The organism is Cupriavidus sp. 01L46 (genome assembly GCF_056399905.1).
In genome coordinates this window covers 1-15,171 of the sequence record NZ_JBFTSF010000213.1, presented here as the reverse complement: position 1 = coordinate 15,171, position 15,171 = coordinate 1, and the positions used below count along the sequence as shown (strand labels likewise).

The window sequence follows — 15,171 nt, the reverse complement described above, 5'->3', positions numbered from 1 at the left end:
CCAAGTACTTGCCGAACTACCTGGCTTGGCAACGGCTGATGAGCTGGAACAAGGAAGGCGTTTCCGCCGACGATGTCATCGCGTCAGCTCTCGGCAAGCAGGTCATCAACGTTTAATCTGAACAGCGCCCGTTGAATAGAGAAGCGCGATTCAATGCGGGACGCGTTTCTCCTTGGCAGTTTCAAGCGTATCGAGGAAGGTGCGCATAGGCGTTTTGCCGTAGCGCCAGCGCCCTCGCTCATATCTCGCCGGGGCTGATTGGTGTCGCCTCGACGCAAGAGATGATTTCCTCGATCGTTGTTTTGCACTGGATGAGCTGTTCAGCGCTGAATTTCTGACTGACTGCATTCGCCCAGGCTGCTTGACGCGTTGCCAATAGCGCCACGGCAGAATGGCCTGCGGCGGTTGGGGCAAGCAATTTGGCGGATTTATGTGATGGATTGTCGATAAACATCGCTAGCCCCTCGCCTACCAGGACATCGGCTAGGCGCTGCACACTCTGCCGGGTTAGCCCCATGAAGCGCCCAATCTCCGCTACAGTGCGGTGTTCATGGAGCACGGCTCCGAGAACACGCCATCGGGCCGCCGTCAATCCCGCTGGCGCAGCGATCCGTTCGGCTGCTTCCATGAAACCGCCTTCGAGCCGGAACACCATCAGCACAATATCCGTCAGAATCGCGCCGGCTTTGGTTTTATTGACAGTCATTTCCGAACTCCTCCCTATCGGACGCTAGCGATGAAGCGCAGGATTTCTCGCTCGACGCGATCGGGCTGGTCGAGCTGTATCCAGTGCCCGGTATCGGCCACCACGGCATGCGGCAATGCCGGCCGCAGCCTATGGAGCGCACTTGGCTTGTCGTTCGCGCTGCTGACCAGGAGAAAAATGGGGCCCTTCCATGCGTCGAGCGCAGCTTCGGGATTCCAGTTTGCAAACGCGGCGGCAAATCCCAGCCGTGCTGCCGGATCGACCGCAGCACAGTCTTCCAGCACTCTGGCCTTTACCTGTGGGTTGTTGCCCGCGATCGAGGCATAGAAGCCCTGCTGCACATCAAGGCTCGCAACCCCATTCAGGGCCTCTAGAAATCCGGCGCGAACATCGGCAGGAAGCGCCCGTGGATCCGTCGCAGGATCCAGCAGGAACAGTCCCGCCACCCGGCCCGCGTGCCTGGCAGCATAGTCCAGCGCAGCTGCACCACTTCCGCTGTGTGCCACGATAATGAACCGATCGAGTTTCAAGGACGCGGCTGTATCGCCAATGTCCTGTGCTCGCCCCGCATATGAATAATCACCATCCGCAGCAGGGGCACTATCTCCGCTTCCCCGCGAGTCAACCGCATACACCCGCCTGCGTCGCCCGATGCGTTCGAGCATCTCCGACCACTGGCTTGCTCTCCCCGAGTCCGCATGCAGGAACAGTACGGACAGATCGGCGCCGTCGCCCGCCTCAAGCAGCGCAAGATTGCCTTGCGTGCCAGCGACTGTTGTTCGCTTCATCGTGATCTCCTGTATCGATCCCGCGGTTTTCGCGGGGAAACTGGCGAACCGCCGGCAACTGCGATCAGCAGTGCGATGGTCTGCATCAATAGCTTGCCCGGGCGCATCACCAAAGCGCCGAGCCCCCATCAATTTGACAGGATGCTGTCACTTTGCCCAAATTGACAGCATCCTGTCAAGCTGGAACCGTGTTGAAAGTGCCGGCGCCAGGCCAGTGGCGGCCTGAATGGTTGTTTCGGTTACCAAGACCTCGAAAAATGAAGAAGCCAGCACATGGCTGGCTTTGGCTGAACTTAGGGACATCTTGTCATCTGACTCTTACAAATTAAATATGTTGCACATCAGATCTTAATTTGATTTAATTCGCGCCGCACAGCATCTGCTGTGCCCCTTTGCGCTCCTGCTTCTGCGCAAGACCGGCAAGGATCTCCCGTCTCGGCCGGTCTTCTTTTTGTGCCCACACCTGATACGGCGTACCCGGCGCTGGCCAGCCGCTGATTGCCTTTGGCGCTCACTTTGGTCGCCCACCCGTGGCTAATTGCAGCGAGGCATGATCCCGAGCGGCAAGCAACCCGACAGTTCCAAGGCAAATCTCTCTGACTGGTTTCATCACTGTCTCCTGCAGAGCTTCGGAAGGCATCCGCAACGCGGCCGCCTACATTGCGGCTGCGCGAGGTGCGCTCCCTTACTTGACGCGCCACAAACGGAGGATCTGGCCTTCTACCGGGCCGGTTTCAACCAATTCACGGCTTCGCCACCATAAGCTGCCAAAGCACGTAGGCTAATCCTGGCACCAACAAACAAGCCGCAATCACCAGGTAGTACCGCAGACCGTGATACGGTGATTCGGAGTGAGAGTGAAAGTGGTGGATCACTGGTTTCATGACGCGCCTCCGAAGGCTTGAGAAGTACCAAAGCCCCGATTCCAGAATAGGCCCAGGCCTCGCCCAACACGACCGAGGTATGCGGTTGGTCGCCTGCCATTGCGACATCCAGCCCTGACTGAGACCTGGGCGAGACCAGCACCGAAGCTGTGGCGCTGGCACTTGAGTCAGAACTGACGTTCAAATGTGTCGCCCCACCTAAGGCGCGGGTTCTTGTCCGTATCAACCTATGTCAAGACTTGACACGCTCGGGCACGGCGGGAATGGCCTACACTGGTTGCATAGCCACCCAATAGGAGGCTGCCATGGTTGCCTCGCTAGTCGTCCTGCTCATCGGATTAGCGCTATGCGCGATCGTTGTCTGGGTGCTCCGCGAACATGATCCGACCCTGCTATCAACACAACAGCGTGCCGTCCAGACATGGTTTGACCACCTGATTCATCGACACTAAGGGCTTATCGTCAAATCATCGTAGCCCGCCACCCGGCGGGCTTTTTGCTGTCCGCAGCCTAGCGCCCGATGACCACCTGGAAGACCACGCCGGTCGGAACGGCGACGAGAAAGTAATCCCCGCCAACGCCCACCCACTGGTATCCGCGCGGCGGAGGCGACAGCCGATAAGCGCGCCAATCATCGATCACGTACTGACGCTGACGATACTCCGGGGGGACCCTTTCACCCCTATGCCAGCTGCCAGGGCCCGGACGATCGGCGCGACGATCAGGGCCATACCTTTCGTCCATGTGTTCCCTGCCCCTGTCGCCCTCCCAGTGTCTTTCACCTTGCCAGCGGTGGTCACCATCCCGGCCGCGGTCGTTGTAGCCGCGCTGGTTATCGTGATTTTGTCCCTGATCATGACCCATGGGCGGCCTTCCGCGATCATCGCCGCCAGGCCCCCTATCTTGGGCATAGCCCGCAATCGAAGTGAGAGTACACGCCGCCAGCGCCAAGCTGGCGAACACCTTGATCTTCCGCATCTCGATCTCCTATAGCCCACGTGTGAGGACCTATACGATTCAGTCTATTCCGCCCCCCCGCGCCAACACGTTACGAAATCGTAACGTGTGCATCACAAGCCCATTGGCGCCCTCACCCGCGCATCCATGCCCAGCTGGTATAGGGTCGCCACAACCTGTCCCGACCCCGGGTGAGTATCAGTGAGAGAGACATGTTCGCCTGCGCCCCCGGTATCGTCTACCTCTACAGCCAGTCCCACGGGGTAGCGCGTTTGGCGATACGCTGCCTCCACCTCGCCATCGACGATCCGCTGCTCGTGGCCGACACATGGAACCCAGAGGCGGAGGCCATCGCCCAGGCCGCGAGCGCGACCCTGACCCTGACTGGGGTCGATACCGCAGCAATCATGGCGCTGCCGTGGACAATCGACCGCCTGGCGTTCGATTACCAGGGCACAACGCTAAGCTTCCAACTCGCCCACAGCATCCAGTTCGCGGGGCCTCGCTCAATCCGCCTGCGCACCCGCGGCGAGCGCCACTATGCCACCCGTCAGGAGATGGCATGTTCGCCGTGACCTATCAAGCGGCATCGATCTTCCTGGGAACCCAGCGCCTGCCCCGCTTTCTGTTTTCTCTGCTTTCATGGTGGTCACGGCGAGCAAGGACCAGCCAGGGCGCCGTTGCGGCGCTCGGGCATGATGAGGCAATCGCGCGCGGCGGCCGGGTCCGCGTCGATGCCGCCGATGCACTTCCAGGTTGCGATCATGTTGCCAACCTGGGAGGCGGCCTTCTTGACGTAGCCGTTGCGGATCTTGCCCACCACATTACGCAGTGGCCGACGAACTGGCGGATGTCCTGCGCACGTACCAGGCCGCCCCCTGCCCTGACTGCGCCGCTCCCCCGGCACCTGTCAGCCGGGCGGGACCGCACCAATGAACAACCCCGAATCACGACACGCACCCCGCTCTCCAAGTCCTCCACCGCCCCCTTGCTGCTCCTCGACGCTTCCCCTCGTTGGCGGGGTACTGAGTTTGATGCGACGCACCATAATCAATACCGGCGACAGATTGACCCCGTTGCCGATCCTCACGGGTGTAGGCGTTTTCACCCTGTCGCCTACACCCCTTTTTTCTCTCCGAGCTTCACAGCCCCCGACTACCGCCGCTCATCCGCCCACCACGCGGCCCTGCGGTGATCCATTCAACGCGTCACAGGCCCGCTCGCAGGCCTGGCCGGCGATGCTCGCGGCGTCAGCGTACCCAGCCAGGATTCCCGCGCGCTGGTCAGCCCGGCCGAGCACGTCGGCAAKCCCTCCGAGGGGATCGCCAGCTGCCGAGCCTGAGCCGGAGGCAGCGGGATTGCCAGCGGTGCAAGGGACGGCAAGTTGATTGGTTCGGACATTTGTGACCCCGAGAAAGAAGAAGCCCGCTCGGGGCGGGCCGTGGCTCTACTTCATTGCCGCCTATCCTCGCAGCGCGGAAACAGGCTTTGTGTGAAGGAAATACTGAGGGGTGGGGAGCCATTCGAGGAACTCAGACGTTCCCCCAATATTGGGGGATCAAAGAACGCACGCCGGCCGTACACTGCTTCCAACGTGTGCACTGCACCATGAGGCCGCTATGAGCATCTTCCTGCTGGGCTTCCTCGTCTTCGAGGCGCTCTGGTTCTTGCCATTCCGGAAGGTTTTCCGGACGGCTCGCTTCGAGTCGGGCTATGAGTATCTGGCCCTGATCCCTGTTTTTGGGCCTCTGGCCTGCGTCTGGATTCTCGCATTCAGGCCTTGGCCGCTGAAGTCGAGACTGGTGCGCACGCTGGCGCCCTAGATGAAAAAGCCACTCGGAGGTGGCCAAGAGCGGCAGCCGGTGAGGGCTGCGGAAAAGAGAAAGCCCCCGAAGATGGCCGAATTCCGGCAAATCGGTTCTACCGCAGTCGCTTTATCTGCGGAAGCGACTCCTGGAATCCGTGGAGCAAACAGCCGACGAGGGCCGGACCGTAGTTGCTATCCGGACCATCTGGGATCTTCCATTCGAAGAAGCCATCCTCGGCAAAGGTTGCGTTCCCCTGCTCCTCGATCAGAATCACGTGGAATGGAACCAGCCGCATCATCTCATCCGCGCCTAGAATGAAGCGCGAAAATTGGTACCGTCCCACGAGGCGCCCATCCCACTTCGCAAAGCCGAACTGAGCATAAACGCGGCCAAAGCTAGTATTGAGTTCGAAACTCTCTCTCTCGTCACCCGGCAACGCTGGGCCTTCCACCGCGGCGCGGGCCATGAATCCCTCTTGAGCAAGACACTCGCCCACGAACTTCATGAACCGCCTCGCCTGCGCGCGAAGCATCTCGGCACGCATGGCGTTTTTCTTGGCGGCGTCGCCCTGCTCTTTTGTGGCTTCCATGTCAGCTTCATGAGAGTGAAGTGATGCCCAGTCTCCGACGTGCCGGCGGTGCCTGCAATAGCCCTTTATGGGGGAATGTAGATCGCCGGATCGAGGTGGCGTGGCGAACCAATAAATACGGAAATCCCACGAGAGGAAGTGCGCTATTTAACTGGTGACAATGGTTTCCTGCAGCAGGTACACGGACCCTCTGCAATACGAAGAGCCGACCACATGGAATAACTGATCGACTTTGCCAGCCTACTCTGCATCCTCATCGCACTGAGGGGATAGCGTCATGCGAGAGCCATCCGCGCTGGCGCACTCTGCGGCCGTTAAAAAGCCCGCCAAGGGCGGGCTGTGGTGTTGGACTAGCGGAATAGCCGCACTAGCGCTGAGCGACTCTCGCCGAGCGGCATCGGTAGTTGCGTCGGACTGGAAACACCGAGGCTATCTATAGCCATAGTTGACACCGCTTGCCTTGCGGAGATAGGCGCCGCCATGCGCGCCGCAATCGCCAAAGGAGAGACGAAGTGATTGCCTCGCGCCACTCAGCAGCGGCCCTTCTTTGCTTGCCCAGGCGGGCAAAAGGACGCGTTCCCGTCTTGGTCAACTCGACAATTCCCCTTCTTGGCTTGCCCGGGAGGGCAACCGTTGCCTTGGCCACCGCCGTAACCATCGTCGTAAGGGAGCATTGCACAGCCGCTGAGCAGTGCGCCACAGGCGATCAGCAGCAAAAGAATGGGGTTCATGGCTCGTTTCGCAGGGGAACTATTGATTTCAAGACAGCATACCAGCCGCAATCCACCTCATCGTGAACGCGGGACGCGAAGCAACTCAATGATCCGCCACCATGCCTCGAGTGCTCGGCCATTGATCGTTACCGTCACTATCGTGACTCTGCGCCACGCCCTCACTGAGGCCACCCACATCGCACTTCCCCAGCCCGAATGCATCTTCATACGGGGACGCGACGCAAAGCCTGAGAAATGCGCCGCAGGCAACGGCGATGGCGAGAACAGTAGTCATTGATCGGCAATCGGATTTAGGTCTCGGGGGCAAACAGGCTACCAGCACCGGCCGATTTCGATTGCAAAGAATAGTCAACAAAAAACCGAGGTGTTCGCATGATCCACCGCGAACACAAGACGTTCGGCTTCTGCTGCGGCCTTGGCGGCGGCGCCATTTGCTTCAAGAAGCTGCCTCCCAGGTGGGCGACATGGTGGCCACCTTCACCTGCGCGCGCCTGCCTGCTGCGGACTCCGTAAAGTGCGCCATTTCGTGGGGCCGAACGTGGGGCCGCTATGGGGCCGGAGCGCCGATGATAAGTGAAATGGGATGTAGCAGAGTGCAGCGAGGCGATTGCTGCAGATCGCCTGCTAAGCCTTGTGGGGCCTAGCTTTTTGGGCTGAAGTGATGCGGAAATGCGCGCGGTGAAATGATGCGTGTAAGTGATGTAAAAAAGACTTTTGTGCAGCGAATGAGACTCGATATCTTTTTAATATCAGTCACTTAATAGTCACAAGCGTAGATTTGGCGTAATCCATTTTTGGAGGGGGTGCTCCAAAGAGGACTCGCACACCCTGATGGATGTGACGCAAGATGCCCAAGGAGCACAACCATGCCCGATACGGATGGCGGGCAGCCATACTGTATATCCATACAGTTAACTCAACTATCGGCAGCCCCATTCAGACAACTCCTATACTGTATATCCATACAGCTGATGTGCTGCATTCCGCAGCACCCACCGCCCGGAGTTGCCACCGTGTTCGATACTCGCGCCGTCAAGTACATCATCGTGCCCTACCGCAAGGGCAAGAGCGACACGCTCCTGCCCGGCGAGATCCGCCAGGCATCAAGCKAAGTCAGCGCTATCCGCATTGCCAGCGCCATGGCGTCGAGCTTCGCCGGCGTTGCAGCCTATGAGGTCTTGGTGGACGAGGAAACGGGCGAGATGAATTCGCCCCGAATCCTCGCGCAGGAAGGGAGCATCCCCGCTCTCGGCGAGTGACGAAATGGCCATGTCCATCTTCCTCGAATCCCACTTCCTGCCCGGCGACACGGCCCAGCTGCCCCTCGACTGCGAAAGCGTCACGGTAACGGCCAGTGCTGTGACCGTGCACGGCATTGAGACGCGCCACATCGAGAAGATGGCGTGGACGGCCGACTACCGTCGTTCGAGCAGGACGGCCAGCACCACCGGATCAGGGTCGCCCGGCCGGCGGTGAAAACGCCGCTGCGCGCGCGGTTCCCGCGCCGCTGACTAGCGGCATCCGCCTCGCCATGCCCCCCGACACCTCAGAGAATTGGGTACGCGCGCTGCGCCATGCCGTTCGCGGCGGCACGCCGGATGCCTATGGCAATCCGTTCAGCATGCAGCTGTACCTCCTGGATCCTCACGGCCAGCCAGTCCATACGCTGGACGGCAACGCGCATCATGAATTTCTGAGGGGCTGGTTCAAACRTTTCGTGCTGCGCACTGACCTTCCCGAGCAGGATGCCCGCGTCTGGACATGCTTCTGCCCATGGTCAGACACGATGAGCGACAAGCCGGTCTTCCTTACCCACCTGGCCGGCGGCGGCATCGACAAGATCTTCACCTCGGCGACGTGGCAAKATGCGCAGGACAAGCACCGGCGCGTCTCGGAAAAGGCGCGACGGGTGTTGCCGCTCACGCCCCTGCCAGGAGACGAGGATGTGCACTAACTATGCCCCGGTGCAGCGTCAGCTGCTGCGCGACGTCTTCGGCGTCGAGCCGCCGCCCCTTGACTATCCGCCCGAGACCTGGCCGGACTATGCGGTGCCGATCATCGTGGGCATCGGCGACGGCACGCGCCAGGCGCTGGTGGGCACATTCGGCATGGTGCCGAAGGCCCGCATCCCGCCGGGCGTGGCCAAGTTCGACCCCACGAACGCGCGATCGGAGACAGTTGGCGAGAAGCGCTCGTTCTCCGGACCGTGGAAAAAGGCCAGCTCTGCCTGGTTCCGGCAACCAGCTTCTACGAGCCGAACTACGAGGCCGGCCCCAAGTCCGTGCGCTGGCGGATCTGGCTGAAGGATGAGCCGGAGTTCGCGATCGCGGGCCTGTGGCGAGATTGGCCGGATGGCGCGCTCTCGTTCACCATGCTGACCATCAACTGGGACAAGCACCCGCTGATGAACCGCTTCCATGCCTCGGGCAAGGAAAAACGGAGGAACGTGATCGTGCCGCGGGCGGAATGGAATGACTGGCTGACGTGCTGGAATCCGGAGCGCGCGCGGAGTTTTATGCGACCCTACCCGCCCGAGCTCATGGACGCCGCGCCGGCGCCGCGGGCGCCGAGAGCGAAGGCGGCCGAGTAGACCCGCCCGCGAACACTCCATGGAATAGCTTCGGAGATGGAGCGATGACTAGGCTGATTTCAAGTTTTCCACTGTCACTAGCTTTCATCGCCGCACTCGTGAACTTGGCATCGTGCAACCAGAAAACGCCTTACGAGCGCGAGGTGCAATGCCGCACGACATGTGGCGAGCAAGGAAAATATGGAACATTGGAGACAACACGGCCTCGGCCCCCAGCGTCCAAGGCCCCACTACCAATTGAATACGAGTGCGTCTGTTCCTAATGGCAATCCGCTGGCGATGAAGCTGAGAGCATCGTTGGGTAGTGCGCGGTCAGCACCTATCGGGTCAGCGCGCACAATTTGTGAGGATCAAGCGGCCGAGCGCGGTGCCGGCGCAGCGGCTCTACAGGAGGACTCAATAACAAAGGGCGCCCTCAGGCACCCCCGGCGGCGGTCAMTGACTGTTCCCGTCCGARTCTYCAYCCCAGYCAYCTYCAGCGCGCGTTTKCAGTGTATCRAGGRCGCCTCAGCGCGCATCCCTAGCCGTCTCGATGGCGAACAGGAAGGCCACGCCGACGCGTTGCTTGGGTAGGGCGACGGGGAGCCCCTCCTGATAGCCCAGGGCCGCCGTGATCGCGGCAACCTCGGCCTCGGAGATTCGCCGCGCCCTGGGCCGGCTGTCTGGCCGCCGGCGGACCGGCTTCATGGGGTCAGTGATCAGCCAGCCCCACTCGTCCCGGGCCACTTTGAGCGCATGAGACAGAAGGCACGTCTCGCGGGACACGGATGCCCCTGACACCTCGCGTAAGCGGGCGTCGCGCCAGGCGGTGATGTGTTGGACTTTCAGGTCGGCGAGCCGGATCGCGCGGAACGGCTTGCCGTCGATCTCCTTGCTGCCAATGAGCTCGAGCCGGTAGATCTCCCCTGCGCTAGCCCCGCTTCTGGGGGCTGATTTCTCGCTGGTACCGGTCTAGAACGTCGCCGACCGTATGCGTCTTGCTGCCTTGACCATCGGCCAGGGAGCGCAACTCTGCTTTCCGCTGTACGGCCCAGGCCTGGGCCGCTGCCTTGGTATCGAAAGACCGGCTTTCGCGCTGACCGTGGACGAATACCGACGCCTGCCATCCTGCTGCCTTTTTCCTCAGACTTGCCATGGCCCAAATTCCTCAGGGCCCCCCGGACCCAGAGCAAGCGCGCTCATCCCGATATTGTGGTGTGCTTATCACATGGCATTTTACCGAGCAGGCTGCGCCTGACGTAGTGCGGGCGTAATTTAGGCGTAATGAGGCATAGTTTCGTTGGTTTTTGTGCGGCATTCCAGACATGGGTGCCGAGGCTCGCAAAAGCCTAGAAACCCTTGTGGGGCTTAGGTTTGCGGCATGATTTGGTGTGGATTTGGGTAGTGCGGAAAGAGGACTTTGGTGCGAGGGAGGGGACTCGAACCCCTACACCATTGCTGGCGTCAGGACCTAAACCTGGTGCGTCTACCAATTTCGCCACCCTCGCAGTCCCTGCGGCGTGCATCCCTGACGGGAGGCCGCTGTGCTCGTTGCCTTACAGGCGTGCCGGGCAGCGTGAGAGATATCACAAGAGCACAAAAGCACAAAAGCAAACAGGCGGCTGAAACTGCCCGCCTGGCTTTGTTACCTGTGCTGCCGGCGCACTTTGCGCATGCAGCGCAACGAGGCAGCGGATTCTAGCGCAAAGCGCCGCTGGAATCCAGCCCCCTCGTGCTGCCGGTGGCATCTCTCGGGCTATGCCTTCGCGCTGACCTTGGTTTTGATGAATGCCAGCACCAGGACGGTGGCGCAGGCTTCCAGCGCGGCGACAAAGTACAGGCCGGACGAGAGCTGGCCGGTGCTGGTTTTGAACCAGCCGATCATGTAGGGCGCGACAAAGCCGGCGAGGTTGCCGATGGAGTTGATGAGGGCGATGCCGCCGGCGGCGGCGGTGCCGGCGAGGAAGGCGGAGGGCAGCGACCAGAAGACCGGGAAGGCGGCGAGGATGCCGACGGAGGCGATGGTGAGCGCCACCATGGCGARCACCGCGCTGTGCAGCCACATGCCGGTGAGCACAAGGCCGGCGGCGGCCATCAGGGTGGCTAGCGCACAGTGCAGGCGGCGTTCGCCGGTGCGGTCGGAGTGGATGCCGTTCCAGACCATGGCGAGGGTGCCTGCGATGAAGGGAATGGCGGAGACGAGGCCGATCTGCAGGTTGCCCTTGACGCCGAGTTCTTTGATGATGGATGGCGACCAGAAGGCGATGGTGGCATTGCCGCTGACCACGCAAAAGTAGATGGCGGCACAAATCCAGACGCGCGAGTTGGTGAAGGCGGCGCGCAGCGAGGAATGCTTGGCGGGGTCGCGGTTTTCGGCTTCGATCTCGCGGGTGACGAGGTCGCGTTCGCTGGGGCTGAGCCATTTGGCGCTGATGGGCTTTTCAGGCAGGAACATCAGCACGGCGATGCCGGCGAGCACGGAGGGGATGCCTTCGATGACAAACAGCCATTGCCAGTTGGCGAGGCCGTCGACACCTTCCATGCTGCTCATGATGAAGCCGGCKAGCGGGCCGCCGATGACGCCGGCGATGGCGAACGAGGTCATKAACAGGCCGTTGATGCGGGCGCGGCGCTGGGCGGGGAACCAGTAGGTGAGGTAGAGCACGACGCCGGGAAAGAAGCCGGCTTCGAACACGCCGAGCAGGAATCGCAGCGCGTAGAACTGCATGGGGGTCTTGACGAAGATCATCGCCATGGAGGCGAAGCCCCACAGGATGGTGATACGGGCGAGCGTGCGGCGCGCGCCGATTTTTTCCAGCAAGAGGTTGCTGGGGACTTCGAACAGGAAGTAGCCGATGAAGAAGATGCCGGCGCCGAAACCGTACACGGCTTCGCTGAATTGCAGGTCTTGCAGCATCTGCAGCTTGGCAAAACCGACATTGACGCGGTCKATCCAGGCGAGCACGAACAGGAACACCAGGAAGGGAATCAGCCGMACCGCGATCTTGCGGTAGGCCTCATTGCGCTCTGCCGGCGTGTGGGCCGGGCTCTCCAGGGCGCCAGGGGCGCCGGTCATCACGGAAGACATCGGTGGTACTCCTTGGGTGTTGATTGACGGGGCCGCGCTGCTTGGTCGCGGCCCTCGGTCTTTTCTTCTATCTTCTGGCTGCTACGCGTTACTGCAGCGCGGCTTMGATGGCGCCGGCCACCTGCAGCACGCGCGCGTCGCGCCCGTTCAGGCCGCCGACGCTCAGCCCCATGCCCTGCTCCGCCGCCGGCATGGGCAGCGATACGGCGCAGCCGTCGAGGAAGTTGAGCACACTCGGGTTGCGCAGCACGAGCCCGTTGGTGGCGAAGAAGGCTTCGTCGCTTTGCAGGGCATCGAGCCGTGGCGGGCGCACGGCGACCGTGGGCATCAGCCAGGCGTCGGCTTCGCGCAGCAGGTCGGCGGCGCGCGCCTGCATGGCGCGGCGTTCGGCCAGCAGTTCGATGTAGTCGGCGGCGCTGAGTTGCTCGCCGCGGCGGATGCGCATGGCGACGCGCTGGTCGTAGGCATTGCCGCGTTCGGCCAGCAACGGCTTGTGCCAGTGCCAGGCTTCGGCGGCCGTGAGGCCGCCGGCGGCGTTGATCTGCGGCAGGCGCTTGAGCTCGGGGAATTCAAACGGGACGATCTGCGCACCGAGCCGGGAGAGCGTGGCGAGCGCGGCGTCAAAGGCTTGGGCGACTTCGGCGTCGAGGCCGTCGCACACGAAATCGCGGGTCACGAGCAGACGCAACCCGGCCAGCGGCGCGGGACGGCTGTCCAGCGTTTCGCCGCTGACGATGGCGTCGAACGCGGCGCAGCAGGCAACCGAGCGCGCGAGCGGGCCGGCGGAGTCGAGCGAGGTCGACAGTGGCACGGCACCGGCCAGCGGCACGCGGCTTGCGGTGGGCTTGAAGCCGGTCAGGCCGCAGAACGCGCTGGGGATGCGGATGGAGCCGCCGGTGTCGGTGCCGAGCGCCGCAACGGCCATGTCGAGCGCCACGCTGACCGCGCCGCCGGACGTGGAGCCACCCGCGATGCGTGCTTCGTCGAAGGGCGTGCGGGGCGTGCCGTAGTGCGGGTTCAGGCCGAGGCCGGAGAACGCGAACTCGCTCATATTGGTGCGCCCGATCAGCACGGCGCCGGCGGCGCGCAGGCGCGCCACCACGGGCCCGTCGGCGCTGGCGGGTTCGCCCGTGAGCGCTTTCGAGCCGGCCCGGGTCACCTGCCCTTTTACGTCGAACAGGTCCTTGACGGAGACTGGCAGCCCGGCCAGCGGCGATGCCACCAGCCCCGCGGCACGCGCCTGGTCGGCAGCGCGGGCAGCGGCCAGCGCGCCGGCGCCGTCGACTTCCAGGAAGGCGGTGCCGCCAGCGTTACGGTGGCCGTCGATGCGAGCCAGTGCCTGCTCGGTCAGCGCAATGCTGGTGGTGCGCCCGGCGGCCAGGTCGGCGGCAAGCGCGGCGATGGTTGGCAGCGTGGTGCTCATGGTGCGACCGCCAGGCTTTCCACGCGATAGGCATGGCGCAGCGTGCGCTTGAGCACCGGATCGTGGAGTTCGACTTCGAAGGCTTCGCCGCTGCCCAGTTCGCCAATCACAGCTTGCGTGCCGCAGAACATGGCGGTGCCCACCGGCAGCTTGTCTTCGCCGGTGAAGCGCTGGATCAGGTCGCGCGGGTCCAGCAGGCGCGTGACCAGCCCTTCCTGGTAGAGCTCGCGCTGCGCGTTACGGGTACGCCAGCAGCGCATCTGCAACTGGTCCCAGTGCGCGGCGACATCGTCGAAGCGCCAGACTTCAGTGCCCAGGGGCTTGGCKCACATCTGCTTGGAGACGGTGACGTCATAGGCTTCGACCTTGCGGTCGGTGTGGTCGGAGCCCACGCCGATGTACATCGCGTCCTTGGCCGCCAGCAGCACGAACTCGATTTCGCCGGAGGAGTCTTCGCGCGGCACTTCGAGCAACGCGCTGGTGGTCAGCAGCGAGGCGGCCAGCGGGTAGAAGCATGGCACGGTGGTCGGCGGCTTGACGCCGATCTCTTCGAGCTCGCGGATGTGGTGGTTGACGGCGTCGGCGTCGCGGCCGGTCCAGCCGGCGATGATGAGGCGCTGGATATCGAGGACGAGTTCACCCTCGCCGGCTACCTGGAATTGAAGTGTCGGCATTGCTCACTACCTGTTGCAGTTGTTGCGGTTGTTGCGGAAAAAAACGGTCAGATGGTCCTGATGATGTTCTTCCGGAATTCGTCAATGTGTTCGCGGATGGCCTCGCGCACCGCCGGCACGTCGCGCCGCTCCAGGGCATCGATGATCACCAGGTGCTCCTGGTAGACGTTCTCCAGGTGCTGCGGGTCGGACAGCGAGAGAAACCAGAAGCGCGCCTGCTTCTCGTGCAGGCCGCGCAGCAGGTCGGCCAGCACGCGATTGCGCGAGGCGGCCGACATGGCGGTATGGAACTTGAGGTCGAGCGCGGCCAGGCCGGTAATGTCGCGCCGCGCGATCAGGTCGGGCGAGCGGTCGACGATCTCGCGCATGGCCTTGAGATCGCTCTCGTGGGCGCGCTCGCAGGCCAGCGTGGCGCACAGCACTTCGTTGGTGGCGCGCACTTCGATCATGTCGAGCACTTCGTTGAGCGACAGTGGCGAGACCAGCACGCCCTTGCGCGGCAGGATCGACACCAGCCCTTCCACTTCCAGCCGGTGCAGCGCCTGGTGCACGGGGGTGCGGCCAATGCCGAGCAAGGCCGCGACCTGGGCTTCGTTGAGCGGCTCGCCGGGACGGAAYTCGCASGMRATGATGCGSCGCTTGATCTCSGYRTASGCCTGCTCGCGCAGCGCSGCGCCGGTAGCGGCGCGCGAGGCTGGCTCAGGGGTGTGATCGGCGCCGCCGACCAGCCGGATCGGGTTCGACATGGTGATTCCCGCAGTGTTGAAGTTGTTGTGATACTAGTCTGATATTTCACTGATCGTCAACAAATCAGGAATGCGGGTAAACACTGAAGAGGAGCGAATCGACGGCATTGCACTGTCGCGCATGCGCTGCATTTCTCGCCCGCTCGCAACCAGGAGAATTCTCCGGAAGCCTTATAGAACAAGGCATTCGACCGACACAAGGAGA

At 62.5% G+C, this 15,171-nt stretch carries 15 protein-coding genes, 1 tRNA gene and 2 pseudogenes; 6 read left to right on the top strand and 12 right to left on the bottom strand.

Annotated features, from left to right (window positions below; all coding sequences use genetic code 11):
- Window positions 1-238 precede the first annotated feature (238 nt).
- The 3 genes from AC1DS3_RS27990 to AC1DS3_RS27980 form a co-directional block, all read right to left on the bottom strand.
- Entirely contained in the window at window positions 239-706 is a 468-nt protein-coding gene (locus AC1DS3_RS27990; RefSeq protein WP_441630784.1) for a MarR family winged helix-turn-helix transcriptional regulator, read from the bottom strand.
- Between the two features lie 14 nt (window positions 707-720).
- The gene (locus tag AC1DS3_RS27985) at window positions 721-1,494 is read right to left on the bottom strand and encodes an alpha/beta fold hydrolase (RefSeq protein ID WP_441630783.1); all 774 of its coding nucleotides are present in this window, start codon (window positions 1,492-1,494) and stop codon (window positions 721-723) included.
- A 1,394-nt stretch (window positions 1,495-2,888) separates the two neighbouring features.
- The gene (locus AC1DS3_RS27980; protein WP_441630781.1) at window positions 2,889-3,356 is read right to left on the bottom strand and encodes an RcnB family protein; all 468 of its coding nucleotides are present in this window, start codon (window positions 3,354-3,356) and stop codon (window positions 2,889-2,891) included.
- Between the two features lie 191 nt (window positions 3,357-3,547).
- On the opposite strand from AC1DS3_RS27980, the gene AC1DS3_RS27975 reads away from it, so the two are divergent.
- Window positions 3,548-3,910 carry a hypothetical protein gene (locus AC1DS3_RS27975; RefSeq protein WP_441630779.1) on the top strand — a complete coding sequence of 121 codons (363 nt, stop codon included), beginning with the start codon at window positions 3,548-3,550 and terminating at the stop codon, window positions 3,908-3,910.
- 74 nt (window positions 3,911-3,984) lie between these two features.
- Here AC1DS3_RS27975 and AC1DS3_RS27970 read toward each other — a convergent pair whose 3' ends face one another.
- Both AC1DS3_RS27970 and AC1DS3_RS27965 read right to left on the bottom strand, forming a co-directional pair.
- Window positions 3,985-4,155 carry a hypothetical protein gene (locus tag AC1DS3_RS27970; RefSeq protein ID WP_441630777.1) on the bottom strand — a complete coding sequence of 57 codons (171 nt, stop codon included), beginning with the start codon at window positions 4,153-4,155 and terminating at the stop codon, window positions 3,985-3,987.
- A 345-nt stretch (window positions 4,156-4,500) separates the two neighbouring features.
- A pseudogene (locus AC1DS3_RS27965) lies at window positions 4,501-4,665 on the bottom strand (DUF2514 family protein); the annotation flags it as partial.
- Window positions 4,666-4,954: 289 nt separating this feature from the next.
- Here AC1DS3_RS27965 and AC1DS3_RS27960 point away from each other — a divergent pair.
- Window positions 4,955-5,158, top strand: coding sequence for a hypothetical protein (locus AC1DS3_RS27960; protein ID WP_441630775.1), 204 nt, complete (start codon window positions 4,955-4,957; stop codon window positions 5,156-5,158).
- A 97-nt stretch (window positions 5,159-5,255) separates the two neighbouring features.
- Here AC1DS3_RS27960 and AC1DS3_RS27955 read toward each other — a convergent pair whose 3' ends face one another.
- Entirely contained in the window at window positions 5,256-5,732 is a 477-nt protein-coding gene (locus tag AC1DS3_RS27955) for a hypothetical protein (RefSeq protein WP_441630774.1), read from the bottom strand.
- Window positions 5,733-7,479: 1,747 nt separating this feature from the next.
- Between AC1DS3_RS27955 and AC1DS3_RS27950 the strand changes: the two genes are divergently transcribed.
- The 4 genes and pseudogenes from AC1DS3_RS27950 to AC1DS3_RS27935 all read left to right on the top strand — a co-directional run bounded on the left by AC1DS3_RS27950 (window position 7,480) and on the right by AC1DS3_RS27935 (window position 9,056).
- Window positions 7,480-7,725 (top strand): hypothetical protein, encoded by a 246-nt coding sequence (locus AC1DS3_RS27950; RefSeq protein ID WP_477128382.1) that lies wholly within the window; start codon window positions 7,480-7,482, stop codon window positions 7,723-7,725.
- A gap of 10 nt (window positions 7,726-7,735) precedes the next feature.
- Window positions 7,736-7,942 carry a hypothetical protein gene (locus tag AC1DS3_RS27945; protein WP_441630770.1) on the top strand — a complete coding sequence of 69 codons (207 nt, stop codon included), beginning with the start codon at window positions 7,736-7,738 and terminating at the stop codon, window positions 7,940-7,942.
- A gap of 55 nt (window positions 7,943-7,997) precedes the next feature.
- Window positions 7,998-8,420 (top strand): hypothetical protein, encoded by a 423-nt coding sequence (locus AC1DS3_RS27940; RefSeq protein WP_477128381.1) that lies wholly within the window; start codon window positions 7,998-8,000, stop codon window positions 8,418-8,420.
- Window positions 8,410-9,056: pseudogene (locus tag AC1DS3_RS27935) on the top strand (SOS response-associated peptidase). The gene AC1DS3_RS27940 and the pseudogene AC1DS3_RS27935 overlap by 11 nt, the downstream one beginning before the upstream one ends.
- Window positions 9,057-9,563: 507 nt before the next feature.
- Here the strand turns inward: AC1DS3_RS27935 and AC1DS3_RS27930 are convergent.
- The 6 genes from AC1DS3_RS27930 to AC1DS3_RS27905 all read right to left on the bottom strand — a co-directional run bounded on the left by AC1DS3_RS27930 (window position 9,564) and on the right by AC1DS3_RS27905 (window position 14,966).
- Window positions 9,564-9,821: a hypothetical protein gene (locus AC1DS3_RS27930; protein ID WP_441630766.1), complete on the bottom strand. Its 258-nt coding sequence runs from the start codon at window positions 9,819-9,821 to the stop codon at window positions 9,564-9,566.
- A gap of 635 nt (window positions 9,822-10,456) precedes the next feature.
- A tRNA-Leu gene (locus tag AC1DS3_RS27925) sits at window positions 10,457-10,543 on the bottom strand.
- Between the two features lie 248 nt (window positions 10,544-10,791).
- A complete protein-coding gene (locus AC1DS3_RS27920; RefSeq protein WP_477128380.1) occupies window positions 10,792-12,123 on the bottom strand; it encodes an MFS transporter in 1,332 nt (443 codons plus the stop codon).
- 88 nt (window positions 12,124-12,211) lie between these two features.
- A complete protein-coding gene (locus AC1DS3_RS27915) occupies window positions 12,212-13,546 on the bottom strand; it encodes an amidase (protein WP_477128379.1) in 1,335 nt (444 codons plus the stop codon).
- Complete coding sequence (locus tag AC1DS3_RS27910) at window positions 13,543-14,220, bottom strand: DUF2848 domain-containing protein (RefSeq protein ID WP_477128378.1); 678 nt, start codon at window positions 14,218-14,220, stop codon at window positions 13,543-13,545. The genes AC1DS3_RS27915 and AC1DS3_RS27910 overlap by 4 nt, the downstream gene beginning before the upstream one ends.
- 47 nt (window positions 14,221-14,267) lie before the next feature.
- Window positions 14,268-14,966 carry a GntR family transcriptional regulator gene (locus AC1DS3_RS27905; RefSeq protein ID WP_477128377.1) on the bottom strand — a complete coding sequence of 233 codons (699 nt, stop codon included), beginning with the start codon at window positions 14,964-14,966 and terminating at the stop codon, window positions 14,268-14,270.
- Window positions 14,967-15,171: the final 205 nt, after the last annotated feature.